23 protein-coding genes are annotated in these 25,608 nt (G+C 71.4%); 16 read left to right on the top strand and 7 right to left on the bottom strand.

Annotated features, from left to right (window positions below; translation table 11 throughout):
* From DEO23_RS15455 to DEO23_RS15430, 6 genes are all read left to right on the top strand, one after another.
* Positions 1-504: a MaoC/PaaZ C-terminal domain-containing protein gene (locus DEO23_RS15455; RefSeq protein WP_109276929.1), complete on the top strand. Its 504-nt coding sequence runs from the start codon at positions 1-3 to the stop codon at positions 502-504.
* On the top strand, positions 501-1,676 hold the full coding sequence (locus DEO23_RS15450; protein ID WP_109276928.1) for a UDP-N-acetylmuramate dehydrogenase: 1,176 nt from the start codon (positions 501-503) through the stop codon (positions 1,674-1,676). Before DEO23_RS15455 ends, DEO23_RS15450 begins: the two co-directional genes overlap by 4 nt.
* 127 nt (positions 1,677-1,803) lie before the next feature.
* On the top strand, positions 1,804-3,072 hold the full coding sequence (glyA, locus tag DEO23_RS15445) for a serine hydroxymethyltransferase (protein WP_109276927.1): 1,269 nt from the start codon (positions 1,804-1,806) through the stop codon (positions 3,070-3,072).
* A 98-nt stretch (positions 3,073-3,170) separates the two neighbouring features.
* Positions 3,171-4,070 (top strand): bifunctional methylenetetrahydrofolate dehydrogenase/methenyltetrahydrofolate cyclohydrolase, encoded by a 900-nt coding sequence (locus DEO23_RS15440; RefSeq protein ID WP_109276926.1) that lies wholly within the window; start codon positions 3,171-3,173, stop codon positions 4,068-4,070.
* A 49-nt stretch (positions 4,071-4,119) separates the two neighbouring features.
* On the top strand, positions 4,120-4,986 hold the full coding sequence (locus DEO23_RS15435) for an exodeoxyribonuclease III (protein ID WP_109276925.1): 867 nt from the start codon (positions 4,120-4,122) through the stop codon (positions 4,984-4,986).
* Between the two features lie 350 nt (positions 4,987-5,336).
* Positions 5,337-6,221: an alpha/beta fold hydrolase gene (locus DEO23_RS15430; RefSeq protein ID WP_109276924.1), complete on the top strand. Its 885-nt coding sequence runs from the start codon at positions 5,337-5,339 to the stop codon at positions 6,219-6,221.
* A gap of 220 nt (positions 6,222-6,441) precedes the next feature.
* Here DEO23_RS15430 and DEO23_RS15425 read toward each other — a convergent pair whose 3' ends face one another.
* The 4 genes from DEO23_RS15425 to sdhC are packed head-to-tail and all read right to left on the bottom strand — an operon-like array spanning position 6,442 to position 9,834.
* Positions 6,442-7,209: a succinate dehydrogenase iron-sulfur subunit gene (locus tag DEO23_RS15425; protein WP_109276923.1), complete on the bottom strand. Its 768-nt coding sequence runs from the start codon at positions 7,207-7,209 to the stop codon at positions 6,442-6,444.
* Entirely contained in the window at positions 7,209-8,981 is a 1,773-nt protein-coding gene (gene sdhA / locus DEO23_RS15420) for a succinate dehydrogenase flavoprotein subunit (RefSeq protein WP_109276922.1), read from the bottom strand. Before sdhA ends, DEO23_RS15425 begins: the two co-directional genes overlap by 1 nt.
* An 18-nt stretch (positions 8,982-8,999) precedes the next feature.
* The gene (locus tag DEO23_RS15415) at positions 9,000-9,449 is read right to left on the bottom strand and encodes a succinate dehydrogenase hydrophobic membrane anchor subunit (protein ID WP_165831878.1); all 450 of its coding nucleotides are present in this window, start codon (positions 9,447-9,449) and stop codon (positions 9,000-9,002) included.
* A gap of 4 nt (positions 9,450-9,453) precedes the next feature.
* Positions 9,454-9,834: a succinate dehydrogenase, cytochrome b556 subunit gene (gene sdhC / locus DEO23_RS15410; RefSeq protein ID WP_109276920.1), complete on the bottom strand. Its 381-nt coding sequence runs from the start codon at positions 9,832-9,834 to the stop codon at positions 9,454-9,456.
* 192 nt (positions 9,835-10,026) lie between these two features.
* Between sdhC and DEO23_RS15405 the strand changes: the two genes are divergently transcribed.
* The 8 genes from DEO23_RS15405 to DEO23_RS15370 all read left to right on the top strand — a co-directional run bounded on the left by DEO23_RS15405 (position 10,027) and on the right by DEO23_RS15370 (position 20,336).
* Positions 10,027-11,253, top strand: a complete 1,227-nt coding sequence (locus tag DEO23_RS15405) for a mannose-1-phosphate guanylyltransferase (RefSeq protein WP_109276919.1) — start codon at positions 10,027-10,029, stop codon at positions 11,251-11,253.
* Positions 11,254-11,310: 57 nt separating this feature from the next.
* The gene (locus DEO23_RS15400; RefSeq protein ID WP_240613447.1) at positions 11,311-12,537 is read left to right on the top strand and encodes an amidohydrolase; all 1,227 of its coding nucleotides are present in this window, start codon (positions 11,311-11,313) and stop codon (positions 12,535-12,537) included.
* 293 nt (positions 12,538-12,830) lie between these two features.
* The gene (locus tag DEO23_RS15395; protein ID WP_109276918.1) at positions 12,831-13,943 is read left to right on the top strand and encodes a BMP family lipoprotein; all 1,113 of its coding nucleotides are present in this window, start codon (positions 12,831-12,833) and stop codon (positions 13,941-13,943) included.
* A 170-nt stretch (positions 13,944-14,113) separates the two neighbouring features.
* Positions 14,114-15,685, top strand: coding sequence for an ABC transporter ATP-binding protein (locus tag DEO23_RS15390; RefSeq protein ID WP_109276917.1), 1,572 nt, complete (start codon positions 14,114-14,116; stop codon positions 15,683-15,685).
* Positions 15,682-17,187: an ABC transporter permease gene (locus DEO23_RS15385; RefSeq protein WP_109276916.1), complete on the top strand. Its 1,506-nt coding sequence runs from the start codon at positions 15,682-15,684 to the stop codon at positions 17,185-17,187. Before DEO23_RS15390 ends, DEO23_RS15385 begins: the two co-directional genes overlap by 4 nt.
* Entirely contained in the window at positions 17,184-18,524 is a 1,341-nt protein-coding gene (locus tag DEO23_RS15380) for an ABC transporter permease (RefSeq protein ID WP_109276915.1), read from the top strand. Before DEO23_RS15385 ends, DEO23_RS15380 begins: the two co-directional genes overlap by 4 nt.
* Before the next feature lie 4 nt (positions 18,525-18,528).
* Complete coding sequence (locus DEO23_RS15375) at positions 18,529-18,954, top strand: cytidine deaminase (protein WP_109276914.1); 426 nt, start codon at positions 18,529-18,531, stop codon at positions 18,952-18,954.
* Positions 18,955-19,049: 95 nt separating this feature from the next.
* Complete coding sequence (locus DEO23_RS15370; protein WP_109276913.1) at positions 19,050-20,336, top strand: thymidine phosphorylase; 1,287 nt, start codon at positions 19,050-19,052, stop codon at positions 20,334-20,336.
* 105 nt (positions 20,337-20,441) lie between these two features.
* On the opposite strand, the gene DEO23_RS15365 is transcribed toward DEO23_RS15370, so the two are convergent.
* Genes DEO23_RS15365 through DEO23_RS15355 form a run of 3 tightly spaced genes read right to left on the bottom strand, consistent with a single transcriptional unit; the run spans position 20,442 to position 23,879 of the window.
* Positions 20,442-21,587, bottom strand: coding sequence for an NUDIX domain-containing protein (locus DEO23_RS15365; protein WP_109276912.1), 1,146 nt, complete (start codon positions 21,585-21,587; stop codon positions 20,442-20,444).
* Between the two features lie 37 nt (positions 21,588-21,624).
* Entirely contained in the window at positions 21,625-22,467 is an 843-nt protein-coding gene (locus DEO23_RS15360; protein ID WP_165831877.1) for a FadR/GntR family transcriptional regulator, read from the bottom strand.
* Complete coding sequence (locus DEO23_RS15355) at positions 22,464-23,879, bottom strand: Nramp family divalent metal transporter (protein ID WP_109276910.1); 1,416 nt, start codon at positions 23,877-23,879, stop codon at positions 22,464-22,466. Before DEO23_RS15355 ends, DEO23_RS15360 begins: the two co-directional genes overlap by 4 nt.
* A 268-nt stretch (positions 23,880-24,147) precedes the next feature.
* Here DEO23_RS15355 and deoC point away from each other — a divergent pair, with 268 nt between their 5' ends.
* Together deoC and DEO23_RS15345 are read left to right on the top strand one after the other, a co-directional pair.
* Complete coding sequence (gene deoC, locus DEO23_RS15350; protein ID WP_109276909.1) at positions 24,148-24,816, top strand: deoxyribose-phosphate aldolase; 669 nt, start codon at positions 24,148-24,150, stop codon at positions 24,814-24,816.
* Between the two features lie 23 nt (positions 24,817-24,839).
* Positions 24,840-25,604 (top strand): SDR family NAD(P)-dependent oxidoreductase, encoded by a 765-nt coding sequence (locus DEO23_RS15345; RefSeq protein ID WP_109276908.1) that lies wholly within the window; start codon positions 24,840-24,842, stop codon positions 25,602-25,604.
* Positions 25,605-25,608: the final 4 nt, after the last annotated feature.

Below are 25,608 nucleotides of genomic sequence, written 5' to 3'. Positions count from 1 at the left end.
ATGACCAGCAGCCTCCGCCTCACGGATCTCGAGAAGGGCCAGGAGCTGGCCCGGCGCGAGTACCCGATCTCCCGCGACAGCCTCGTGCGGTACGCGGGAGCCTCCGGTGACTTCAACCCCATCCACTACAACGACGCCTTCGCCGAGCAGGTGGGCCTGCCCGGCGTCATCGCCCACGGGATGCTCACGCTGGGAACGGCGATGAGCGCGGTCGTGGACGCCGTCGGCGATCCCGCCGCCGTGCACGCGTGCTCGACGCGCTTCACCAAGCCCGTCCCGGTGCCCGCCCTCGAGGCCACGACGCTGAGCATCGTGGTCACCGTGCGTGCGCTCGACGCCGAGGCAGGCACCGCCGAGCTCGACGTGACCGCCGAGGCCGCCGGCACCAAGGTGCTCGGCCGGGCCCGTGCCAGCGTCGCGCTGGACACCGGGGTGCCCGACGGGGAGCAGGTCGGTGCGGCCTCGACGTCGCCGTCGGCCACGTCGGGCGGAGATGCCGCGTGAAGCTCGCAGAGCTCACCACGCTGCGGGTCGGCGGAGCGATCCAGGACCTCGTCGTCGCGCGCGAGGAGCAGCAGGCTATCGAGGCGATCCGAGCAGCCGACGAAGCGGGCCGGCCGCTCCTCGTGCTCGGAGGAGGCTCGAACTTCCTGCCCTCCGATCAGCCGTTCGAGGGCACCGTGGTGCTGATGACCGACCCCGGCGACGCCCCGGTCCTCGACGCGACCTGTGACGTCGACGGCGCCGGCACGCCCGCGACCCCGTCGGTGACCACGGCGGAGGCCGTGGGAGAGTCCCCTGCGGGGCCCTCGTCGGCCGGGGACGTCGACCTGACGCCCCTCGACGCCAGCTGCGGAGGCGCGACCGCCGAGTACTTCGCAGGCGTCAGCTGGGACCGCGCGGTCGCCTATGCGGTGGCGCGCGAGATGATCGGCATCGAGGCGCTGTCGGGCATCCCCGGCAGCGTGGGCGCGACACCGATCCAGAACGTCGGTGCCTACGGCCAGGAGGTCTCCGCCACGATCACGCGGGTACGCACCTGGGACCGCGAGAAGGGGGCCGTGCGCACCTTCTACGCGGCCGACTGCGAGTTCGGATACCGCGACAGCCTGTTCAAGCGCACCCGCTACCAGGGAGCCGCCCCGTCGCCGACGGGCCGCTACGTGGTGCTCTCGGTGTCCTTCCAGCACCGCGTGGGGGAGATGTCCGAGCCCATCCGCTACGGTCAGCTCGCCCAGTACCTGGGCGTCGAGGTGGGGGAGCGGGTCCCGATGGCACGGGTGCGTCAGGCGGTGCTGGAGATCCGCGCCTCCAAGGGCATGGTCCTGGATCCCTCCGACCATGACACCTGGAGCGCGGGCAGCTTCTTCACCAACCCGATCCTCCCCATCGAGCAGGCCCAGCAGCTGCCCGACGACGCCCCGCGCTTCCCCGCCGGAGAGGGCCTGGTCAAGTCCAGCGCCGCCTGGCTGATCAGCCACGCGGGCTTCGACAAGGGGTTCTCCGTCGGCCCCCGCGCGAGCCTGTCCACCAAGCACTCGCTGGCACTGACCAACCGCGGTGACGCCAGTGCGGACGACCTCGCCGAGCTGGCGCGGGCCGTGCGCGACGGGGTCGAGAAGAGCTTCGGCGTGCGGCTCGAACCGGAGCCGGTGCGCTGGGGCGTGGACATCTGACCGTCGCGGGGCGCGCCCGCCTAGGATGGCCGCGTGGACCCGGGAGCGCGCGGCGCCCGGCCGGGACCCGCACCGCAACCCCGCGACCCCGTGCCGCCCACCCGTGCGGCACCACCCAGGAGGCCCCGTGAACGTCCTCGACCAGTCCATCGCCGACCTCGACCCCGACATCGCACGGGTCCTGGACCGCGAGCTCGACCGCCAGCGCGGTACCCTCGAGATGATCGCCTCGGAGAACTTCGTGCCCCGGGCCGTCCTGGAGGCACAGGGGTCGGTGCTGACCAACAAGTACGCCGAGGGGTACCCCGGACGGCGCTACTACGGCGGCTGCGAGGAGGTCGACGTCGCCGAGGAGATCGCGATCGAGCGGGCGAAGAGCCTGTTCGGCGCGGACCACGCGAACGTGCAGCCGCACTCGGGGGCGACCGCGAACGCTTCGGTCATGCATGCGCTCGCCCGCGCGGGCGACACGCTGATGGGCCTGTCGCTGGCGCACGGCGGCCACCTCACCCACGGCATGAAGATCAACTTCTCGGGGCGCCTGTACGACATCGCCGCCTACGAGCTGGATCCCGCCACCGGTCGCATCGACATGGACAAGGTCCGCGAGCTGGCCCTGCAGACCCACCCGAAGGTGATCTGCGCGGGCTGGTCGGCCTACCCCCGTCAGCTCGACTTCGAGGCGTTCCGCTCGATCGCCGACGAGGTCGGGGCCTCCCTGTGGGTGGACATGGCCCACTTCGCGGGCCTGGTCGCGGCCGGCCTGCACCCCAGCCCCGTGCCGTATGCCGACGTCACCTCCACCACGATCCACAAGACCATCGGCGGTCCCCGCTCCGGCATGATCCTGTCCACCCAGGACTGGGCGAAGAAGATCGACTCCGCGGTCTTCCCCGGTCAGCAGGGCGGACCGCTCATGCACGTGATCGCGGCCAAGGCCGTCGCACTGAAGATCGCGGCGGGCGAGGACTTCGTGGACCGTCAGCGGCGCACCCTCGAGGGCGCGCAGATCCTCGCCGATCGTCTGCAGGCCACCGATGCCGCCGCGGCCGGCGTCAAGGTCCTCTCCGGCGGCACCGACGTGCACCTCGTCCTCGTGGACCTCGTGGACTCCGAGCTCGACGGCCAGCAGGCCGAGGACCGCCTCCACGAGGTCGGCATCACCGTGAACCGCAACGCCGTGCCCAACGACCCGCGGCCTCCGCGCGTCACCTCGGGCCTGCGCATCGGCACTCCCGCGCTGGCCACCCGCGGCTTCGGCGCCGACGAGTTCACCGAGATCGCCGACGTCATCGCCCTGGCCCTCCAGGACTCCCCGGACGTCGAGGCGCTGCGCTCCCGCACCCGTGCGCTCGCCGAGAAGAAGCCCCTGTACGCGGGCCTGCAGCAGTACTGAGAACGGGACGGGCGCCCGCGGCACCACGCCGCGGGCGCCCCGTCCGTTCGGCCGCACCCGATCCGTCGCCCGGGCCCCGCCCGCAGCAAGGAGTTCCCATGACCGCACAGAAGCTCGACGGCCGCGCCACGGCCAAGCAGATCACCCAGGAGCTCTCCGAGCGCGTCGCAGCGCTCAAGGAGCGCGGCATCACCCCCGGGATCGCCACCGTCCTGGTCGGAGACGACCCCGGATCGGCGTTGTATGTGGGGATGAAGCACCGCCGTTCCGAGTCGATCGGCATGAACTCGATCCAGATCGAGCTGCCGGCCACCGCGACGCAGGAGGAGGTCGAGGAGGTCGTCGACCGCCTCAACGCCGACCCCGAGTGCCACGGCTACATCGTGCAGCTGCCGCTGCCGAAGCACCTGGACACCGACGCCATCCTCGAGCGCATCGACCCCGACAAGGACGCCGACGGCCTCCACCCGACCAACCTCGGACGCCTCGTCCTGAACGTCAACGGCCCCATCACCTCCCCGCTGCCCTGCACGCCGCGCGCCGCCATCGAGCTGCTGCTGCGCCACGACGTCGACCTCAAGGGCAAGCACGTCGTGGTCGTCGGCCGCGGCGTGACCATCGGCCGCTCGATCGGTCTGATCCTGACCCGCCGCGAGCTCAACGCGACCGTCACCCTCACCCACACCGGGACCGTCGACCTCGCCTCCCACCTGCGCCGGGCCGACGTCATCGTGGCCGCCGCCGGGGTCAAGCACCTGGTGCGACCCGAGGACGTGAAGCCGGGCGCTGCCGTGCTCGACGTGGGCGTCACCCGCGGCGAGAAGATCCCCGAGACCGGCAAGTACAAGGTGTACGGCGACGTCGCCCCCGGCGTCGAGGAGACCGCCGGCCACCTCTCGCCGAACCCCGGCGGGGTCGGGCCGATGACCGTCGCACTGCTCATGACCAACGTCGTCGAGGCGGCCGAGCGCGCCGCGGGGATCGCGCCGCAGGGCTGAGCGGAGCGGGCGGCGCGCCGTGTCGTCCCCGACTGGAATACTGGCGGGCATGACTTTCACCCTCGCCACCGTCAACGTGAACGGCCTGCGCGCCGCCGCCCGCAAGGGAATGGCCGACTGGCTCGCTGCCACCCCTGCCGACGTCATCACCCTCCAGGAGGTGCGCGCTCCTGAGGAGCTCCTCGCGGATCTCGTGGGGGAGGACTGGCGCATCGTGGGCTTGCCCTCCGAGCTGAAGGGCCGGGCCGGCGTGGCGATCGCCGCCCGCACGAGCGTGCCGTCGATCGACCTCGACGGCGTGCGATCCGGGCTCCCCGGCCTCACCGAGCCCACCCACACCGGGCGCTGGCTCGAGGCGGACCTGTCCGAGCCCCTCGGGGACGGCCGCGCTCTGACGGTGATCTCCTGCTACATGCACTCCGGCAACACCGAGAAGCCGCAGACGATGACCGACAAGTACGCGTTCCTCGACGTGATGATGCAGCGTCTGGCCGATCTGCGGGCCGACGGTCGCCACGTGGTGCTCACCGGCGACCTCAACGTGGCCCACACCGAATGGGACATCAAGAACTGGAAGGGCAATCTGAAGTCCGCCGGCTTCCTCCCCGAGGAGCGTGCCTACCTCGACCGCCTGGTCGGCACCGACGGGCCCACTGTGCGCGCCGAGGGCGGCGGCACCGGTGAGGGGGCCGAGTGGGTCGACGTGCAGCGCCGCCTCGTCGGCGAGGGCCCCGGCCCGTACACCTGGTGGTCGCAGCGCGGGAAGGCCTTCGACAACGACTCCGGCTGGAGGATCGACTACCAGCTCGCGGACCCCGACCTCGCCACCCGCGCGACGAGCGCGACGGTCGACCGGGCCCCCAGCTACGACACCCGCTGGTCGGACCACGCTCCGCTCGTGATCAGCTACAGCTGACGAGGGAGGGGAAGGCGTCGGCCGGGACGGTGGCGGCGTCGTCACGGCCCGCGGCGGAACCCCTTCTAAATGACAGTTCCGAGTCAAGAACAGCGATTCTGGGCTCGGAACTCTCATATAGACGGCCTGGGTAAGGGCCTGGGCCGGGGCACGGGCCGGGGCACGGGGCACGGGATACGAGGCGCGAGGCCCGAGGCGTGGGGTATGGGGCAAGGCGACAGAGCCTTCGCCCGATGCGGACCGCGGTGGGTCCGTCCGGCGTGGTCCTTCTCGTCAGGAAGTCGTCCCCCTCTCGCGAGGCCGGCGGATACTGGTGGCGACGGCGGACCTGCTCCCTCAGGAGGACACCGATGGTCACCACCGAGAACCGCACCCTCGCCCTGGCTGACGCGGACATCGCGTACACCATCCGGGGCCCGCTGCCGCCGACCGGCGACGTTCCCACGCTTCTGATGATCGGGCAGCCGATGACCTCGGAGGGCTTCACGGACCTCGCCGAGCAGTTCCCCGATCGGACGGTGGTCTCCTACGATCCCCGCGGGCTCGGAGCGAGCACACGGCGCGACGGGAGCCGCGAGAACGATCCACGTGTGCAGGCCGAGGACCTCCACCGGCTGATCTCGGAACTGGGCGGCCCCGTCGATGTCTTCGGCAGCAGCGGCGGCGCGGTCACCGGGCTCGCGCTGATCGCCGCCCACCCCGACGACGTCAACGTGCTGGTCGCCCACGAACCGCCGCTGCGGAACGTGCTGCCCGACGCGGACCTCGCCGCACGGGCCGACCACGCCGTCACGGCCGCGTACCACGACCGTGGATGGGGAGCGGGCATGGCCGCGTTCCTGGGGATGGTCACGTGGCAGGGCCCCTTCACCGAGGAATTCCTCGCCGCCGCGCCGCCGGACCCGTCCCGCTTCGGGATGCCGGCCGAGGACGATGGACGGCGCGAGGATCCGCTGCTCTCCGGCAGCAGCAGGGCCGTCTCCGAGTACCAGCCGGACGTCGAGGCGCTGCGGGCTCTGCCGACTACGACCAGCCGGATCGTCCTCGCCGTGGGGGAGGGCAGCGGCGACACCATCACTGCCCGCACCACGCGCGCGACCGCCGATCTGCTCGGGTCCGAGGCAGTCGTCTTCCCCGGGGACCACGGCGGCTTCATGCGCGGGAATCCCCTGAACCCGGGCGAGCCCGAGGCCTTCGCCCGACGCCTGCGTGAGGTGCTGGACGCCGCTGCCTGAGGGCTACGGCGTTGCGAGTTCGGCCGGGGGACCGGCAACTGCCCGACCGGTTGCACGCGCTCTCCGCCCGATGACCCCTATCCGCCGGATGACCCCTGCTGTCCGTCCGATGACCCCTCTATAGGAGAGTTCCGTGCCGAGAAGCGGGCTTCTCGGCACGGAACTCTCCTATAGGCGGTGGGAAGGGCCCAGGTGCCGACGGGGTTCCCTCAGCGCTCCGTCAGACCCGGCCGCGGATGACGGCCTGCTTGACCTCGGCGATCGCCTTGGTGATCTGGATGCCGCGCGGGCACGCCTCGCTGCAGTTGAAGGTGGTGCGGCAGCGCCACACACCCTCCTTGGAGTTCAGGATCTCCAGGCGCTGCTCACCGGCGTCGTCGCGCGAGTCGAAGATGAAGCGGTGGGCGTTGACGATCGCGGCCGGGCCGAAGTACTGGCCGTCGGTCCAGAAAATCGGGCATGCGGACGTGCACGCCGCGCACAGGATGCACTTGGTGGTGTCGTCGAAGCGCTCGCGCTCCTCGGCCGACTGCAGACGCTCCCGGCTGGGCTCCTGCCCCTCGGACACGAGGAACGGCATGACCTCGCGGTACGCGTCGAAGAAGGGCTCCATGTCGACGATGAGGTCCTTCTCGACCGGCAGGCCCTTGATCGGCTCGACCGTGATGGGCTTGGAGATGTCCAGGTCCTTCAGCAGGGTCTTGCAGGCCAGGCGGTTGCGGCCGTTGATGCGCATGGCGTCGGAGCCGCACACGCCGTGCGCGCACGAACGACGGAACGTCAGCGAGCCGTCCTGGTGCCACTTGGCCTCGTGGAGCGCGTCCAGCACACGGTCGGTGCCGTGCATGGTGACGGTGAACTCCTGCCAGTAGGGCTTGGGCTTGCCCTCGGCGTCGGGGTTGAAGCGGCTGATCTTGAGCGTGACATCGAAGGAGGGGATCTCCTCCGCCTCGGGCTCTGCCTCGGCCCTCTCTGCGACAGCAGTCATCAGAACGTGCGCTCCTTCGGCTCGTAACGGGTGATGACGACGTCCTTGGTGCCCAGCACGATGTCCGTGCCCTCCAGGCCCTCGCCGTCGAGCGTCTTGTAGGCCATGGTGTGCTTGAGGAAGTTGACGTCGTCTCGCGTGGGGAAGTCCTCGCGGAAGTGGCCGCCGCGCGACTCCTTGCGCTCGAGCGACCCGAGGGCGACGACCTCGGCGAGCTCGAGCAGGAAGCCCAGCTCGACCGCCTCGAGCAGATCGAGGTTGTACCGCAGCCCCTTGTCCTGGACGGCGACGGTCTCGTAGCGCTTCTTGAGCTTCTTGATGTCCGCGAGGGCCTTCCGGCAGGTCTCGTCGGTGCGGAACACCTGGACGTTGGCGTCCATGGTCTCCTGCAGCTCCTTGCGGATGTCGGCGATCCGGTCCTCGGTCGCAGGACGGTCGCGCAGACGCTGCAGCTGCTCGACGATCGGGGTCTCGACCCCTTCGGGCAGCTCGGGGTACTCCACCGTCTGCGCGTGCTCGGCCGCGGCCACGCCCGCGCGCTTGCCGAAGACGTTGATGTCCAGCAGGGAGTTGGTCCCCAGGCGGTTGCCGCCGTGGACCGAGACGCAGGCGACCTCGCCGGCCGCGTACAGGCCGGGGATCACGTCGGTCTCGTTGCGCAGCACCTCGCCCTTGATGTTCGTGGGGATGCCGCCCATGCCGTAGTGCGCCGTCGGGAAGACGGGGACCGGCTCGGTGTAGGGCTCGACGCCGAGGTAGGTGCGGGCGAACTCGGTGATGTCCGGGAGCTTCGCATCGATGTGCGCGGGCTCGAGGTGGGTGAGGTCGAGGAGCACGTAGTCCTTGTTGGGCCCGCACCCGCGCCCCTCCCGCACCTCGTTGGCCATCGCGCGGGCGACGACGTCACGGGGAGCGAGGTCCTTGAGGGTCGGAGCGTAGGTCTCCATGAACCGCTCCATGTTGCTGTTGCGCAGGATGCCGCCCTCGCCGCGGGCCGCCTCGGAGAGCAGGATGCCCAGGCCCGCGAGACCCGTCGGGTGGAACTGGAAGAACTCCATGTCCTCGAGCGGGATGCCGCGGTTCAGCGCCATGGCGGGACCGTCGCCCGTCAGCGTGTGGGCGTTCGAGGTGGTCTTGAACATCTTGCCGAACCCACCGGTGGCGAAGACGACGGACTTCGCCCGGAAGATGTGGACCTCGCCGGTGGCGAGCTCGTAGGCGACGATGCCGGCGGCGCGGACGTTCTCGTCGGTGCGGGGGTCGCCGCTCAGCAGCACGTCCAGCGCGTAGTACTCGTTGAAGAACTCGACCTTCTGCTTCACGCAGTTCTGGTAGAGCGTCTGCAGGATCATGTGGCCGGTGCGGTCCGCGGCGTAGCAGGAACGCCGCACGGGCGCCTCGCCGTGCTCACGGGTGTGGCCGCCGAAGCGACGCTGGTCGATCCGGCCCTCCGGGGTGCGGTTGAAGGGCAGGCCCATCTTCTCCAGGTCGAGCACCGCGTCGATGGCCTCCTTGGCCATGACCTCGGCGGCGTCCTGGTCGACCAGGTAGTCCCCGCCCTTGACGGTGTCGTAGGTGTGCCACTCCCAGTTGTCCTCCTCGACGTTCGCGAGGGCGGCGCACATGCCGCCCTGGGCGGCGCCGGTGTGGGAGCGGGTGGGGTACAGCTTCGTGATGACGGCGGTGCGGGCACGGGGGCCGGCCTCGAGGGCCGCACGCATGCCGGCGCCGCCGGCGCCGACGATCAGCACGTCGTAGGAATGCGTCTGCATGTCAGGGGGTCTCCAGGATCACTCGGAGCAGATGGAGGGCAGGAGCGAGGGCTCGGCGCCGGCGGGGCACGGTGAGAACGTGAAGATCACCAGCGTGCCCAGGACCACGGTCGCCACCACGGCGATGTAGAGCAGGGCCTTGAGCACCAGCCGGAGCCGGGGGCCGCGGGCGTAGTCGTTGATGATCGTGCGCACGCCGTTGCCGCCGTGGAGCATGCCGAGCCACAGCATGCACAGGTCCCACAGCTGCCAGAAGGGGTTCGCCCACTTGCCGGAGACGAAGGCGAAGTCGATGCGCTGCACGCCCTCGCCCAGCCACAGGTTCACGAAGAGGTGCCCGAAGACGAGGATCACGAGCACGGCGCCCGAGAAGCGCATGAACAGCCACGAGAGCATCTCGATGTTGCGTCCGCGCAGTCCGGTGCGCTGATAGCGCTTGGTCGGATCAGGGATCTGGGTCGCGGTCATCAGGTCACCACCATCCGAACATGTGGCCCAGCTGGCGGGGCACGAAACCGATCATGAGCAGCACCCACAGGCCGACGACGCTCCAGAACATCATGCGCTGGCGGCGTGCGCCCTGGGCCCAGAAGTCGACCAGGATCACCCGGATGCCGTTGAGGGCGTGGAAGCAGATCGCGCCGACCAGGCCGATCTCGCCGAGCCCGAAGACGATGGTCTTGTAGTGCCCGATCACCTCGTTGTAGGCCTCGGGGGACACGCGCACGAGGGCGGTGTCCATGACGTGCACGATCAGGAACAAGAAGATGAGCATTCCTGAGATACGGTGCGCGACCCAGGACCACATGCCCTCGCGTCCGCGATAGAGCGTCCCGGCCTCTGCTGATGCCACGGATTCCTCCGACTGTGACTGGTGTGTGCCGGGATGCTCCGACCTGCGCAGTTCAGGCGGAACAGCGATGTCCACGAGCCAGTGCCCGTGACCACGACGACGTCCTCATCGTGCCCGGCGTGGGGCTCTGCCAGAGTAGCACCGCCGCAGGTCGCGCCGGGCGTCGGCGACACTCCGGATAGCCTGGACCGCATGCCCGAGGACGAGAGCCCCGACGACCGCGCGACCCCGGAGAACCAGGCTGCTGACGCCGTGTCAGGACGTCAGACGGAGGATCCCGCCCCCTTCGTCCCCGTGGTGCCGGCCGGTGGTGCGGGCACCCGTCTGTGGCCACTCTCACGGCAGGGGCGCCCCAAGTTCCTGTTGGATCCGACGGGCAGAGGCCGCTCGCTCCTGCAGAAGACCCTGGATCGTCTCTCCGATCTCGCCGATGCCCCGCCCTGCGTGGTCACCGGTGAGCAGCACGTGGCCGCCGTGCGCGAGCAGGTCGACGGAGCCGCGGTGCGCGTGCTCGCCGAGCCCTCGCCACGCGACTCGATGCCCGCGATCGCCCTCGCCGCGGCGGTGATCGAGCGCGAAGCGCCCGATGCCGTGATCGGGTCCTTCGCCGCCGACCACGAGATCGGCGACGAGGGTGCCTTCCGCGCCGCGGTGGCCTCGGCCAGGCGCGCCGCCGAGCGCGGCTACCTGGCCACGATCGGCATCACTCCCACCCGCCCGGCGACGGGCTTCGGGTACATCGAACGGTCCGAGGGGCACGCCCCCTCGCCGCTGCCGTCCCTCGAGGGCACCGGCGCCCGCCTGGTGGCCAGCTTCGTGGAGAAGCCGGATGCCGAACGTGCCGCGCAGTTCCTGGCCGGGGGTCGGCACTTGTGGAACGCCGGCATGTTCGTGGTGCGTGCCCGCGTGCTGCTGGACTCCCTCGCCGAGCAGATCCCCTCGCTCGCCTCCGGGGTGCGCCGGATCGCTGCGGCCCTCGAGGACGATCCCGCCTCGCCCGTCCTCGCCGAGACCTGGCCCGCGCTGACCCGCATCCCGATCGACCACGCCCTGGCCGAGCCGCTCGCCGCCCAGGGGCGCGTCGCGGTGGTGCCCGCGGCCCTCGACTGGGACGACGTGGGCGACTACGCCGCCCTGGCGCGACAGGTGCGACGCGCCCGCGGCGACGGTGACCGGGAGCAGGGGAGCGGGGGAGAGGGGTCCGACGTGGCCGTCGTGGGCTCGGTGCGGACGCTCGATCGCCGCGCCCGCGCCACGGTGTACGGTTCCTCGCAGCGTCCGATCGCCCTGGTCGGGGTGGACGGCGTGAGCGTCGTCGAGACCGACGACGTGCTGCTGGTCGTCGGCGACGACGACCCCCGCGCCCTCGCCGAGCTCGTCGCCCGCCTCGAGGAGACGGGGCACGCCGACCTGCGCTGAGCGCAGGGAGGCCGGCGGCACCGGGACGAGGGGCAGCAGGGAAGGACGGTCGCGACCGTGGACAGTGGTGTCGACGAGCGGATGCGCACGATGCTGGGGGCCGACGGGCTGATCCGTCGCACCCTGCGCGAACGGGAGGACGAGCTGCGGGAGGTGCGCCGCCATCTCCATCGCCACCCCGAGCTCAGCCACGCCGAGCACGCCACCACGGACGTCATCGACGAGCACCTGCGCGCGCTCGGCCTCGCCCCCGTGCGGATGCCGCGCACCGGTCTGATCTGCGACATCCCCGGCAGCGACCCGAGCCTTCCGGCCGTCGCCCTGCGTGCGGACATGGACGCCCTGGGCATCCCCGAGCTCTCGAGCGTCTCCTACCGCTCCGCGGTCGACGGCGTCTCGCACGCCTGCGGCCACGACGTGCACATGAGCGCCGTGCTGGGGGCTGCCATGGCCCTCGTGCGGGTCGCCGAGACGGGCGCGCTGCGGCGCACCGTGCGGCTGATCTACCAGCCCTCGGAGGAGAAGCACCCCTGCGGCGCGCTCGAGCTGATCGGCGAGGGCGTGGTCGACGGCGTCGACTCGATCTTCGCCCTGCACTGCGATCCGGGCGTCGACGTCGGGCACGTCGGCCTCAAGCCCGGCCCGATCACCTCGGCGACCGATCCGGTGCGCATCGAGGTGCGCGGGGCCGGCGGGCACACCTCCCGCCCCCACCTCACCCAGGACCTGATCTACGCCCTGGGCCAGATCGTCACCCAGGTGCCCGCCGCGTTCAGCAGGCGCATGGACCCGCGCAGCGGCGTGAACCTCACCTGGGGCTCGATCCACGCCGGCTCCGCCTTCAACGCGATCCCGTCCTCCGGCGTCCTCGAGGGGACGCTGCGCTGCCTGGACCACGAGGCCTGGGACCGCGCCGAGGAGCTGCTCGAGGAGCTGATGGGGGAGATCGCCCGGATGTGGGGCGTGACCGCGACCGTGCAGCACGACCGCGGGGTGCCGCCGGTCTCCAACGACCCCCTGAGCGTCCGCTTCCTCGAGGACGCGGTGATCCACGTGTGCGGGCGCGAGCAGCTGGACACGGCGCGCCAGTCCCTGGGCGGCGAGGACTTCGCCTGGTACCTCGAGAAGGTGCCGGGTGCGCTCGCTCGCCTCGGCACGCGCACACCCGGCGGTCGCACCTACGACCTGCACATGGGTGACTTCACGGTCGACGAGCGAGCGATCGCGATCGGTGCGGACGTGCTCGCTCACGTCTGCCTGCTGCGGGACACGCCGCTCGCCTGAGGGGCGCTCGCGGGTTGCGGAGGCCCCGGCCGACACCGAGGAGCGGACGGTCGATGCGGGCGCGGCCACAGTCTGATAACGGTTCGGGCACACTGCGCAGAACCGGCGCGTTGTGACGTGGCTGACGGCTACTGTGAACGCCGCGCGTCCCGGACGACGACGACCGGGGCACGGGAGCCTTCCCCAGCTTTCCCTCCTCCCCACGGCCCCTGAGAGAACGTCAGCGCCCGGGCCGAGCCGACCCCGGTCACCGCAGCTCTCCCATCCCTTCCGCTCCATCCCTGGAGGACACGTTGAAGATCCTGTCCCGCACCCTGGCCCTCGCCGGCGTCAGCGCCCTCGCCCTCGCCGCCTGCGGCAGCGCCCCGCAGGAGGCCTCCTCCGGCAGCGACGGCGGCGGCGAGCCCTCCTCCGACTTCAAGGCCTGCATGGTCTCCGACTCCGGCGGCTTCGACGACAAGTCGTTCAACGAGTCCGGGTACGAGGGTCTCAAGGCGTCCGAGAAGGACCTGAAGATCCAGACCGCGACGGCCGAGTCCACCGACCCCTCGCAGTTCTCGACCAACATCGACAATCTCGTGAACCAGGACTGCAAGCTCATCTTCACCGTCGGCTTCCTGCTCGCTCCGGCCACCGGCACCGCGGGCAAGGCCAACTCGGACGTCGAGTTCGCGATCATCGACTCGACCGCGCAGGACGAGGACGGCAAGGCCATCGAGGTCGACAACGTCAAGCCGCTCTCCTTCGACACCGCCCAGGCCGCGTACCTCGCGGGCTACGTCGCGGCGGGCACCACCGAGACCGGCACCGTCGCCACCTACGGCGGCATCCAGATCCCGACCGTCACCATCTTCATGGACGGCTTCGCCGACGGCGTCGCCAAGTACAACGAGGTCCACAAGAAGGACGTCAAGCTGCTGGGCTGGGACAAGAAGTCCCAGAAGGGCTCCTTCGTCGGGAACTTCGAGGACCAGTCCAAGGGCAAGGCCCTCAGCGACAGCTTCTACTCCCAGGGCGCCGACATCGTCATGCCCGTCGCTGGTCCCGTGGGCTCGGGCACGCTGGCCTCGGCCAAGGAGGACAAGGGCCGGTACGTGATCTGGGTCGACTCCGACGGCTACGAGTCGGTGAGCGACAAGAAGGCGAAGCCGCTGATCCTGACCTCCGTGCAGAAGGGCATCGGCACCTCGGTCGAGGACGTCACGACGTCGGCGAGCTCGGGCTCCTTCGACAACGAGCCGTACGTGGGCACCCTCGAGAACGGCGGCGTGGATCTCGCTCCGTACCACGACCTCGACTCCAAGGTCCCCGCGGACCTCCAGAAGGAGGTCGACGGGCTCAAGCAGGACATCATCGACGGGAAGATCACCGTCGAGTCCGACGCCTCCCCGCAGAACCTCTCCTGAGGCGGGGGACCCTCGGTCCCTCGCCCAGGATCCGACGGCCCCGCCGGCCGGACCGGTGCACCGCTGCACCCTCCGGTCGCGACGGGGCCGTCACCTCGCCGCCGTCGCGGACGTCGGCCGCGCAGGCCCGCACGGGCCCACCCACCCGCCCCACCAGGAGAAGAGCAGGCGTGAAGCTCGAGCTCAGAGGGATCACGAAGGTCTTCGGCACCTTCGTGGCCAATGATTCGATCGAACTCGTGGTCGAGCCAGGAGAGATCCACAGCCTGCTGGGCGAGAACGGCGCCGGCAAGTCGACATTGATGAACGTGCTGTACGGGCTCTACCGTCCCGACGGCGGCGAGATCCTGCTGGACGGTCGCCCCGCGCGCTTCGGCGGACCGGGCGACGCGATGCGCGCCGGCATCGGCATGGTCCATCAGCACTTCATGCTGGTCCCGCCCTTCACTGTCGCCGAGAACGTCGTGCTCGGCCACGAGCCCACCTCGGGCGGTCTGCTCGATCTCGCGAGCGCCCGGCGCACGGTCCGCGAGATCTCCTCGCGGTTCGGCTTCGACCTGGATCCCGACGCCGTGGTCGAGGACCTCCCGGTGGGAGCCCAGCAGCGCGTGGAGATCATCAAGGCGCTCTCCCGCCGCGCCGAGGTGCTGGTGCTGGACGAGCCCACGGCCGTGCTCACCCCGCACGAGACCGACGAGCTGATGGACATCATGCGCCAGCTGCGCGACGAGGGCACCTCGATCGTCTTCATCACCCACAAGCTGCGCGAGGTCAAGGCCGTCTCCGACCGGATCACCGTGATCCGTCGCGGGAAGGTCGTGGGCACGGCCGATCCGTCGACCGACCAGACCGAGCTCGCCTCCCTGATGGTCGGCCGCGCCGTCGAGCTCTCCCTCGCCAAGGAGCCCGCCGCGCCGGGAGAGATCGCCCTGAGCGTGCGGGGGCTCAGCCTCGAGGACGCCGCCGGAACGGCCGTGCTGGACGGGGTCGACCTCGACGTCGCAGAAGGGGAGGTGCTCGGCGTCGCCGGGGTCCAGGGCAACGGGCAGACCGAGCTCACCGAGGCACTGCTCGGCCTGCAGAAGGACGTCCGCGGCTCCGTCCGCCTGGGAGGCCAGGAGCTCGTGGGCCGATCCACCCGTCAGATCCTCGACGCCGGTGTGGGCTTCGTCCCCGAGGACCGCACCCACGACGCCCTGGTCGCCGATTTCTCCGTCGCCGAGAACCTCGTGCTCGACCAGCACCACCGAGCGCCCTACGGCAGCGGGCCCGTGCTGCACCCCGCGGCGATCCGCGAGCGTGCCACCCGTGAGGTCGGCGAGTACGACGTGCGCACCGGATCCATCGACGACCCCGTCTCCACCCTCTCGGGCGGCAACCAGCAGAAGGTCGTGATGGCGAGGGCACTGGGACGCGACCTGTCCCTGTTCATCGCCTCCCAGCCCACGCGCGGCGTCGACGTGGGGTCGATCGAGTTCCTGCACCGGCGGATCATCGCCGAGCGCGACAAGGGCACACCCGTCGTCATCGTCTCGACCGAGCTCGACGAGGTCATCCAGCTCGCCGACCGCATCGCCGTGATGTACCGCGGCGCGATCCTCGGCGTGGTCCCGGCCGACGAGGACCGCGACGTGCTGGGCCTGATGATGGCCGGCTACACCGTCGAGGCGGCACGGGAGGCCGTGGCCGCGGGCGCCCGCACCACCGACTCCCAGCTCGTGGACGAAGGAGAGATCGCATGAGCGCGAGCATCGACGGCGAGGTCCGCCCCGTCGCCCCCGGCACCGCGGTGCAGCCCGGCGATCCCGGCACGCCGGGGGAGACCCCGGATGCGGTCTCCGGCCCCGGGCTCGCCCAGCGCATCGCCCGCGGCAACGTGTTCGTGGTCGTGCTGGCGTTCGTCTTCGCCTTCGTCGTGGGGTCGATCCTGATCCTGGTCTCGGACGCGGAGCTGCGCACGGCCGTGGGCTACTTCTTCGCCCGCCCCTCGGACACCTTCAGCGCCGGGTGGAGCGCGATCAGCGAGGCCTACGCGGCGATGTTCCGCGGCTCGATCTTCGACTACCAGGCGGCCTCCCGCGTCGCCGACGACCTGCGCGAGCGCGGCGGCTCGGGAACCTACGTGCTGCTGCCCGCGCTGGCCCGCGGCATCAAGCCGCTGCTGGAGACCCTGACGGTCGCGACCCCGCTGATCATCGCCTCGGTCGGCATGGCCGTCTCCTTCCGCTCGGGCCTGTTCAACATCGGCGGCACCGGACAGCTGATCGTGGGGGCCGCCGCGGCCGGCTACGTCGGTTTCGCCGTGCCGCTCCCGCCCGTCCTCCACCTGCTGGTCTGCCTCGTGGTGGGGATCGTGGCGGGTGGCCTCTACGGCGGCATCGCCGGCTTCCTCAAGGCCCGCTTCGGCTCCAGCGAGGTGATCTCGACGATCATGCTCAACTGGATCGCGACCTACGGCCTCGCCTTCGCGCTGACGACGACGGCGTTCACCGGCTCGAACAAGTCACAGCCGACCTCGCCCTCCGTGCTCTCCAGCGCCCGTCTGCCGCTGATCGCCGGCAGCCAGTTCCGGCTGAACCTCGGGCTGCTGATCGCCCTGCTCGCGATCGTGTTCCTGTGGTGGCTGATGAGCCGCTCGACGATCGGTTTCCGCTTCCGCGCCGTGGGATCCAACCCCCGCGCCGCGGAGGTCGCGGGCATTGACGTGGGCCGCAGCGCGGTCGGCGTCATGGTCGTCGCCGGAGCGCTCGTGGGCCTCGCCGGGGCCGTGCACGTGCTGGGCACCGAGCATCGACTGACCGGCTCGATCGCCGGGTCCATCGGCTTCGACGCCATCACCGTCGCCCTGCTGGGGCGCTCCGGGCCGATCGGCATCCTGCTCGCGGGCATCCTGTTCGCAGCGCTGTCCACGGGCGGGCGCTTCATGGAGACCTCGCAGGGCGTCCCGATCGACCTCGTGCAGGTCATCCAGGCCCTCGTCGTGCTGTTCATCGCCGCCCCGCCGCTCGTGCGCTTCCTGGTGGGCCTGCGCCGGATCGACCAGCCCGGCCGGGCGACCCGGGTCCGAGCGGCCCGTCGCCGCGCTGTGACCACGGAGCCCGAGTCGGCGGGGACCGCCGATGAGGGCGACGGCGAGCCGGTCGCCGAGACCCCGCCGGACGACGCCGGCCCGCCCGGAGCGAGCGGGCAGCACACGGCGGCGCCGACGGACGAGGACACCACGAGAGGAGGGCAGGAGCGATGACCACGATCGAGCGCCCCACCGCACCCCAGGGGCCGGCAGCGACCGCGGCCACGGCGCGCCCGGAACGACCCCGCCGCTGGTGGCTGCTGCCCACCGTGCTGAGCGTCCTCGCCGTGCTCGCGGTCCTCGTCTTCGGGGTGCTCGCGCCCGGCGGGGCCCAGACCGGCTACCGCATCGCCGCACCGGGGGACGTCAACCCCGGCGGGATCATCCCCGGCGACGTCCCGGTGCCCACGCGCGTCGCGGCGATCGTCCTGGCGCTGCTCGCGCTCGCCGTCGCCGTCCTGCTCTGGGTGCGCGCCGCGGCTGGACGGATGCCGGGCGGACGCGCCCGCATCACCCTGCTCGTGCTCTTCGGTGTGCTGTGGGTGCTCTCGTTCCTCACCTGGGCCTACAAGGGAGCGGTCGTCGACCTCGGCGGACTCCTCCAGACCATGATGCTGCTCGCCGTGCCCCTCGCCTTCGGGGCGCTCTCGGGCGTGCTCTCCGAGCGCGCGGGCGTCATCAACATCGCGATCGAGGGCCAGCTGCTGTTCGGCGCCTTCGGCGCCGTCCTTGTCGGCTCCGTCACCGGCAGCGCCTGGGCGGGGCTCCTCGCCGCCCCGGTGATGGCGCTCGTGATCGGCGCCCTACTGGCCCTGTTCGCGATCGGCTACCAGGTCCAGCAGATCATCGTGGGCGTGGTCCTGAACGTGTTCGCGATCGGGCTGACGAGCTTCTTCTTCGGCACCGTCATGAAGCAGAACCCCGGGCTGTTCAACCGGCCGCTGCGACTGCCGACGATCCGGATCCCGCTGCTCGCCGACATCCCGATCGTCGGCCGGGTCCTGTTCGAGCAGACGGTGCTGGTCTATCTGATGTGGATCATCGTCGCCGCGCTCACCGTCGCCCTGTTCCGCACCCGCTGGGGCCTGCGGGTGCGAGCCGTGGGCGAGCACCCGAGGGCCGCGGACACCGTCGGGATCGACGTCGGCCGCACCCGCTGGTCCAACGTGCTGCTGGGCTCCGCCGTCGCGGGTCTGGGCGGGGCGACCCTGACCATCGGCACCGGCGTCGCCTTCGGCGAGGAGATGAGCGCCGGCAAGGGGTACATCGCCCTGGCCGCGATGATCCTGGGCCGCTACCACCCGGTAGGGGCGCTGCTCGCGGCGCTGCTGTTCGCCTTCGCCGACGCGCTGCAGCTGAACCTCTCCTCCCTGCCCTCGGGCACCGGCGCGGGGATCCCCAGCCAGTTCCTGCTCATGCTCCCGTACATCGTGACCCTGTTCGCGGTCGCGGGCGTGGTGGGGCGCGTGCGGGTTCCCGCGGCAGACGGCGTCCCCTACGTGAAACAGTGAGGCCATGACGAGCACAGCGAGCGCATCGGAGTTCGACGAGCTGACCGCCGCCGCGCGCACGATCGCGGACCGCTCCTACTGCCCCTACTCCCACTTCCGGGTGGGAGCCGCCGGCTACACCGAGGACGGTCGCCTGGTCGTCGGCTGCAACGTCGAGAACGCCGGCTACGGCGTCACGCTGTGCGCCGAGTGCGGGCTGGTCAGCGACCTGATCGCCGGAGGCGGCGGCCGGCTGCGCTCCTTCGTGTGCGTCGGGGCGCCGGACGGCGACCCCGCGGACCGTCGCGCGGTGATCATGCCCTGCGGCCGCTGCCGCCAGCTGCTCTCCGAGCACGCCGGCCCGGGCTTCACGATGCTCAGCCCGCAGGGCGTGCTCGACCTCGACGGACTGCTGCCGCAGGCGTTCGGCCCCGCCGACCTGGAGACCTGACCGCCGGGGCCGGATGCCCCTGACCCGCCGGGGGCCGGATGCCCGCACGCTGCGATCCCACGGCGAGAATCGTCCCACCGAACAGGAGTCACACCATGGCAGAGGCCTACGACGCCATCGACGTCATCCGCTCCAAGCGCGACGGCGAGCACCTCAGCGACGAGAAGATCGACTGGGTGATCGACGCCTACACGCGCGGGGTCGTCGCCGAGGAGCAGATGGCCGCGCTCGCCATGGCGATCTTCCTCAACGGCATGGAGCGCCGCGAGATCGCCCGCTGGACCAGCGCCATGATCGCCTCCGGGGAGCGCATGGACTTCGCGGCCCTGTCCAAGCCCACCACCGACAAGCACTCCACCGGCGGCGTCGGCGACAAGATCACGCTGCCCCTCGCGCCCCTGGTGGCGAGCTTCGGGGTGGCCGTCCCACAGCTCTCCGGACGCGGCCTCGGCCACACCGGCGGCACCCTCGACAAACTCGAGTCGATCCCGGGGTGGCGGGCCGACCTCTCCAACGCCGAGATGATGTCCCAGCTGGAGGACGTGGGCGCCGTCGTCTGCGCCGCCGGTTCCGGTCTCGCCCCGGCCGACAAGAAGCTCTACGCCCTGCGCGACGTCACCGGCACCGTCGAGGCGATCCCGCTGATCGCCAGCTCCATCATGAGCAAGAAGATCGCCGAGGGCACGGCCGCGCTGGTCCTGGACGTCAAGACCGGTGCCGGCGCCTTCATGCGCGAGGAGGCCGACGCCCGCGAGCTCGCCCGCACCATGGTCGACCTCGGCACCGACGCCGGCGTGACCACGGTCGCCCTGCTCACCGACATGTCGACCCCGTTGGGACGCACCGTCGGCAACGCCCTGGAGGTGCGCGAGAGTGTCGAGGTCCTCGCCGGCGGCGGGCCCGCCGACATCGTCGAGCTGACCACCGCCCTGGCGCGCGAGATGCTCGCCGCCGCCGGGAAGAAGGACGTCGACGTCGAGGCCGCGCTCGCCGACGGCCGCGCCATGGACACCTGGAAGGAGATGATCCGCGCCCAGGGCGGGGATCCCGACGCCCCGCTGCCGATCGCCGCCCACACCCAGGAGATCCGCGCCGAGGCCGACGGGGTCGTCACCGCCCTGGACGCCCTCCAGGTGGGGGTGGCGGGCTGGCGGCTCGGGGCCGGCCGGTCGCGTCCGGGCGAGGCCGTGCAGGCCGGCGCGGGCGTGGAGCTGCACCGGGTGGTGGGGGAGACGGTGCACGCGGGCGACGTTCTGGCGACCCTGCACACCGACACCCCGGACCGCTTCGAGCGCGCCGTGGAGTCCATCGACGGGGCCTGGACCATCCGGGCGGACGCCGCCGAGCGCCAGCGCAGCATCGTCCTGGACCGGATCGCCTGACCGGATCGCGGAACGGGGTCAGGTCACCGGATCGCCGGAGGACCGAAGCGCCGGAAGGCAGGAGCGCCGGGGCGGGGTCGGCCCGGCGGGGTCGGCCCGGCGGGGTCAGCTCAGCAGCTCCCGCAGCCGCGGGACGATGTGGTCGGTCATCAGCGGCGCGAGCCGCACGTCCGTGTGGTCCTCCTCGAGGGGGAACCAGCGGCAGTCCTCGAGTTCGGCCTGCACGGCGACGTCGCGGGGCAGGGAGTCCGAGGGCGCGACGAACACGCTCGCCCGCACGATCGTGGAGTCCTCGTTCGCCGCGGGTGCCTCGAACTCGCCGAGCAGCTCGAGGTCGTCCTCCTCGAGGACCACGTCGAGCTCCTCGATGACCTCGCGCACTGCGGCCTCCCGGGCGCTCTCGCCGGGTTCGAGCTTCCCGCCGGCCTGCATGAAGGACTCGGTGTCCCGCTTGCGCACGGCGAACAGCTCGAGGCCCGTGGGGCCCTCGCGCAGGAAGCAGACCGCGGCGATCGTCAGCACCGCCGGGACCTTCGCCGTCTGCTCCGGGCGGCCCGCCTCGTGATCCAGGGGAGCGGCGGCAGAGGAATCGGTCGATCCGGTCCCCGCCCGATGGCGTGCCTCGGCACGGGCGGTGTCGGCGAGGCCCTTCAGCCGGATGACGCCTTCGCGCAGGCCCACCTGCTGCATCCCGGCATCGCACCAGCGGGCCACGTCGCCGCGCTGGTCGCGCGCGAGCCCCCAGCCGCGCCGGACCAGGGTCAGTGGCGGCTTGCGGGACTGGGAGAGGTCGCGCGCGAGCCGCAGCCCGAACACGAGCGGGGCGGGACGATCGACGACGAGGGCGTCGGCCAGCAGGCCCGCCTCGCGCAGAGGCGCGATCAGCTCGGCAGCGAAGATGCCCTCCGCGACGATCAGCGGGGCTGCGTCGAAGGGCTCGAGGGTGATCGACCGGGTCCCGGTGCGACGCGAGAGGGAGATCGAGTACTCGGGGATCTCGGCTGCGCCCGCGTGGGCGAGGGCCGTGAGGGCCTCGAGGGCGGCGCCGACGTTCCAGGAGGCCGGGTCGTCCCAGTCGACGATCCCGAAGCGGTGGGGGAGGGAGGTGTCGTCGCCGTCGCGGTAGAACTCGTCCAGCGGAACCAGGGGGAGCCCGCTGCGCTGCGTCATGACTCCCTTGCCGCTCCCGGAGGGGCCGGCCACCAGGACGATCCGGCGGGGCGGGGAAGCGAGCGCTGCGGGGTCGGTCATGGGGTCCGAGTCTAGGGGATCGCCCTCCTCGATCAGGTCACCGGGGCGGGAGGGCGGAGCCGGGGAACGTCGACGAATCCAGCGCCGCCACGGCGTCCATGTGCTCGTCCATCGCCCGTTCGGCCGCATCGGGATCGCCCTCCAGGATCGCGCCGACGATGCGGACGTGCTCGGCGTGCTCGGCGCCCATCAGTCCTCGGGAGTGACGGGCGACGCGCAGGTCGCGCATCGCCCGGAACAGGGGAGGGCTCACCGCCTCGAGGATCCCGTGCAGAGCGCCGTTGCCGCTGAGGCGGGCGATCTCCCGGTGCAGGTGCAGGTCGAGCTGCGGGTAGCGGCTCGGGTCCTCGAGGGCATCGCCCATCTCCTCCAGCAGCGCCCGCAGCGCGTCCCTGTCCGCTCGGCGCTCCTCGGGGGCGAGCGCCGAGGCGGCCAGGCGGGCCGCGCGCCCCTCGAGCGGAGCGCGCAGGTCCATGAGTGCGCGGAAGCTGCCGCCGGGGGATTCCCGGAGGGCGCGCGTGAGGTAGAACCGCACCAGAGTGGGATCGGGGGCGCGCACCGTCGCGCTGCGGCCGTTGGAGATCTCGATGATGCCGAGTGCGGCGAGGGCGCTGAGGGCCTCGCGGACGACGGTGCGCGAGACCCCGAAGCGCTCGGCGAGCACGCCGGTGGAGGGGAGGGCGTCACCGACCCCGAGCCCCTCGGTGTCGATGAGATCGAGGACGGCCTGACGCACGCGGGCGGCCAGGGAGTCACGGGCGAGCGTGGTGTCCCCGGGGGCCGGCTCGTCGGCCGCGAGGTACGTCCACGCGAAGGACGGACCGGCCGGGGAGGTGTCCCCGGACGAGGGGGTCGAGGGGTCGGGACCGGAGATGCTCACAGCGAGGTCACCAACCCGCTGACGCCCACCAGGATGATCGCGACGGCTGAGATCCACAGCATCACGGACGTCGGCCGGCCGTCGCGGATCGCGGGGTCGGTCTGGACATGGGCGAGGTACAGGGTCGCGATGGCCGCCCCGATCAGGAAGATCGCGTTGAGGATGCCGGCGATCACCACCAGCGTGAGGGGTGAGGAGACGAGCGTGCCCAACAGGCCCCAGCCGACCGGGAGGACGATCATGATGACTCGCTGCCAGCGGTCCCGGGCGGCCTGGTCGGACCAGTCGTAGGCGCCGAAGACGGCGAGCGTGTGGCCGACCTGTCGGCCGAGGCTGGGGACGTTCGCGAGGATCGTCTTGAACAGTGCGAGGCCCGCACCCGTCAGGAAGACGACCCCGCCCCAGGTCCCCACGGTCGAGTCGAAGATGGAGGAGATCGTGACCATCACCTGGTTGCCCTCGGGGACGATCCCCTGCGGATGCAGCACGGCGGCCCCCAGCATGTAGAAGGCGGCCGTGGAGCAGGTGTAGATCAGCCACGAGACCCAGACGTCGACCTTCATCACGGAGATCCAGCCGCGGGCGCGGTCGATCCACGCCTGGGACCCGTCGTTGACACCGGTCCATGCGGCGTACCCCTTCTCGACCACCCAGTAGGTGTAGGCCGTGGTCTCCCCGGCGCCCACGCCCGTCATGCCGAACATCGCGAGGGCCACGCCCGCCGAGCCCGCGGCGATCTCGAAGCGCATGCCGTCGGCGAGGTCCCCGACGCCCCAGGCGAACTCGGTGCCGTTCAGCAGGAAGAGCATGAGGATCGCGAAGGCGGTGACGACCAGGACGAGGACGGTGGAGATGTTCTCCACGACCGCGTAGCGGTTCACGACGTGGATGCCGACGGCGATGACGACGAGGATCGCGACCCAGGCGCCGATGGAGAGCAGGGAGTACGGGTCGGGGCCGATGGGCAGGAGCGAGCTGAAGGCGAAGGCGGAGGCACTGATCACGCCGGCCTGGCCGATGAAGAACTGCAGGAACATCAGCAGCACGAGCCAGGAGATCCACCCGCGCCGGAGGATCCTCGGCGGGACGTCGTCGTAGCCGTCGATCGCGACCCGGCCCGTGGAGATCGACCAGCGCGCGAGCTCGATCTGCACCCAGACCTTCAGGAACGTGGAGACCAGCACGAGCCACAGCAGCATGAAGCCGACCTGCGCGCCGAGCGTGGTGGCCGTCAGCAGCTCACCGGAGCCGACCACGGCGGCCGAGGTGATCATGCCGGGACCGAGGAAGCGCAGCTTCCCACGGAAACTGCGGGGCGGGTCGGTGATCTGCGAGCCGTCCACCCGGTAGGGGTCGACGCGCGCCGGGATCGTGGCGTGCGTGGGCGATGAGGTCTGTGCGGGCGTCGTCATCGACGAATCTCCTCAGGAGGGGCGACAGGGTGCCCGGGTGAGGGATCCGGTTCCGGGTGACCGCGCGACGGCGATCGGATCCGGACCAGGTGTGCACCTCGATGGGCAACAGGCACAACCTATCGTATAGGTACACAGGTTGGGTGGGATGGTCTCTCGCTGCGGAGGGCGGCAGCATCCGGGGCTCGCCGGGCACACCCTGCACTCGGGTGCCGACGGCACCGCCGATGCACGAGTCGACGCGGCGCGACGTGGAAGAATCGCCCCCATGACGAACCTCGATGCCGCACAGCTCGCCCCGATGATCGACCACACCCTGCTCAAGCCCGAGGCCACCCGGGCCGACGTCGACGCCCTGGCGCGCGAGGCCGAGGAGCTCGGGACCTACTCGATCTGCGTCTCGCCCTCGATGCTTCCCGTGCAGACCAGCGTCAAGGTCGCGACCGTGTGCGGATTCCCCTCGGGCCAGCACCAGAGCGAGATCAAGGCCGCCGAGGCCGCGGACTCGGTCCGACGCGGGGCCGACGAGGTCGACATGGTCATCAACGTGGGCCTCGCCGTCGCCGGGGACTTCCAGGCCGTCGAGGCCGACATCCGGGAGGTGCGCGATGCCGCGCCCGCGCCCGTCGTGCTCAAGGTGATCATCGAGTCCGCGGCGTTGAGCGACGAGCAGATCGTCGGCGCCTGCGAGGCCGCCGAGCGTGCCGGCGCCGATTTCGTGAAGACCTCCACCGGCTTCCACCCCGCGGGCGGCGCCACCGAGCACGCGGTCGCCCTCATGCGCAGGACGGTCGGCGATCGCCTGGGCGTGAAGGCCTCCGGCGGGGTGCGCACCCGCGAGGCCGCCGAGGCCATGGTCGCCGCCGGCGCCAGCCGCCTCGGCCTCTCGGGATCGCGCGGCGTGCTCGAGGGCCAGGCCGGCGGCTCCGGCTACTGAGCGGACCAGCAGGAGGCAGGCCGATGGCGACCACGTCCCTGATCACCGGGGCCAGCGCGGGCCTCGGCGCGCAGTACGCCCGTGCTCTGGCACGTCGTGGCGAGCGACTCGTCCTCGTCGCCCGCCGCGCCGAGGCCCTCGAGGAGCTCTCCGTCGAGCTCGCGCGACTCGGGGCGGCGGCGGTCGAGACGCTCCCGGCCGACCTCTCGCAGGACGACGGCGTCGCGAGCGTCGTCGGGCGCCTGACGGACCAGGAACGGCCCGTGTCCACTCTGATCAACAACGCGGGCTTCGGACTGCCGCTCGCCTTCGAGAGGAATGACATCGAGGACGAGGTGCGCCACCTGCGGCTGCACGACGAGGTCCCGATGCGGTTGATGCATGCGGTGCTGCCGCTCATGCTCGAGCGGGGCGAGGGGAGGATCCTGAACATCGCCTCGGTCGCCGCCTTCACCCCGCGCTCGACCTACGCCGCCTCCAAGGGCTGGCTGGTCAGCTTCTCCCGCTGGGCCAACGCCCGCTACCGTCCCCGCGGCGTCACCGTCACGGCGGTCTGCCCGGGGTTCACCCACACGGAGTTCCACGCGCGGATGGGACTGGCGAAGGGGAAGGAGGGCATCCCCGGCTGGATGTGGCTCGATGCGCCCCGGGTCGTCGAGGAGTCCCTGCGGGATGTCGCTCGCGGCGTGGCGGTCTCGGTGCCGAGCCGTCGCTATCGCGCGATCGTCGCCGCGTCCCGCTTCCTCCCGGCAGGCCTGCTCGGCCGGGTGGCTGCGCGCGGACGCTGAGCGG

The organism is Brachybacterium endophyticum (assembly GCF_003130585.1).
Classification (GTDB): Bacteria; Actinomycetota; Actinomycetes; order Actinomycetales; family Dermabacteraceae; genus Brachybacterium; species Brachybacterium endophyticum.
Note: the sequence above shows the minus strand (reverse complement) of the source record. Positions and strands in the feature narration are given on the sequence as shown.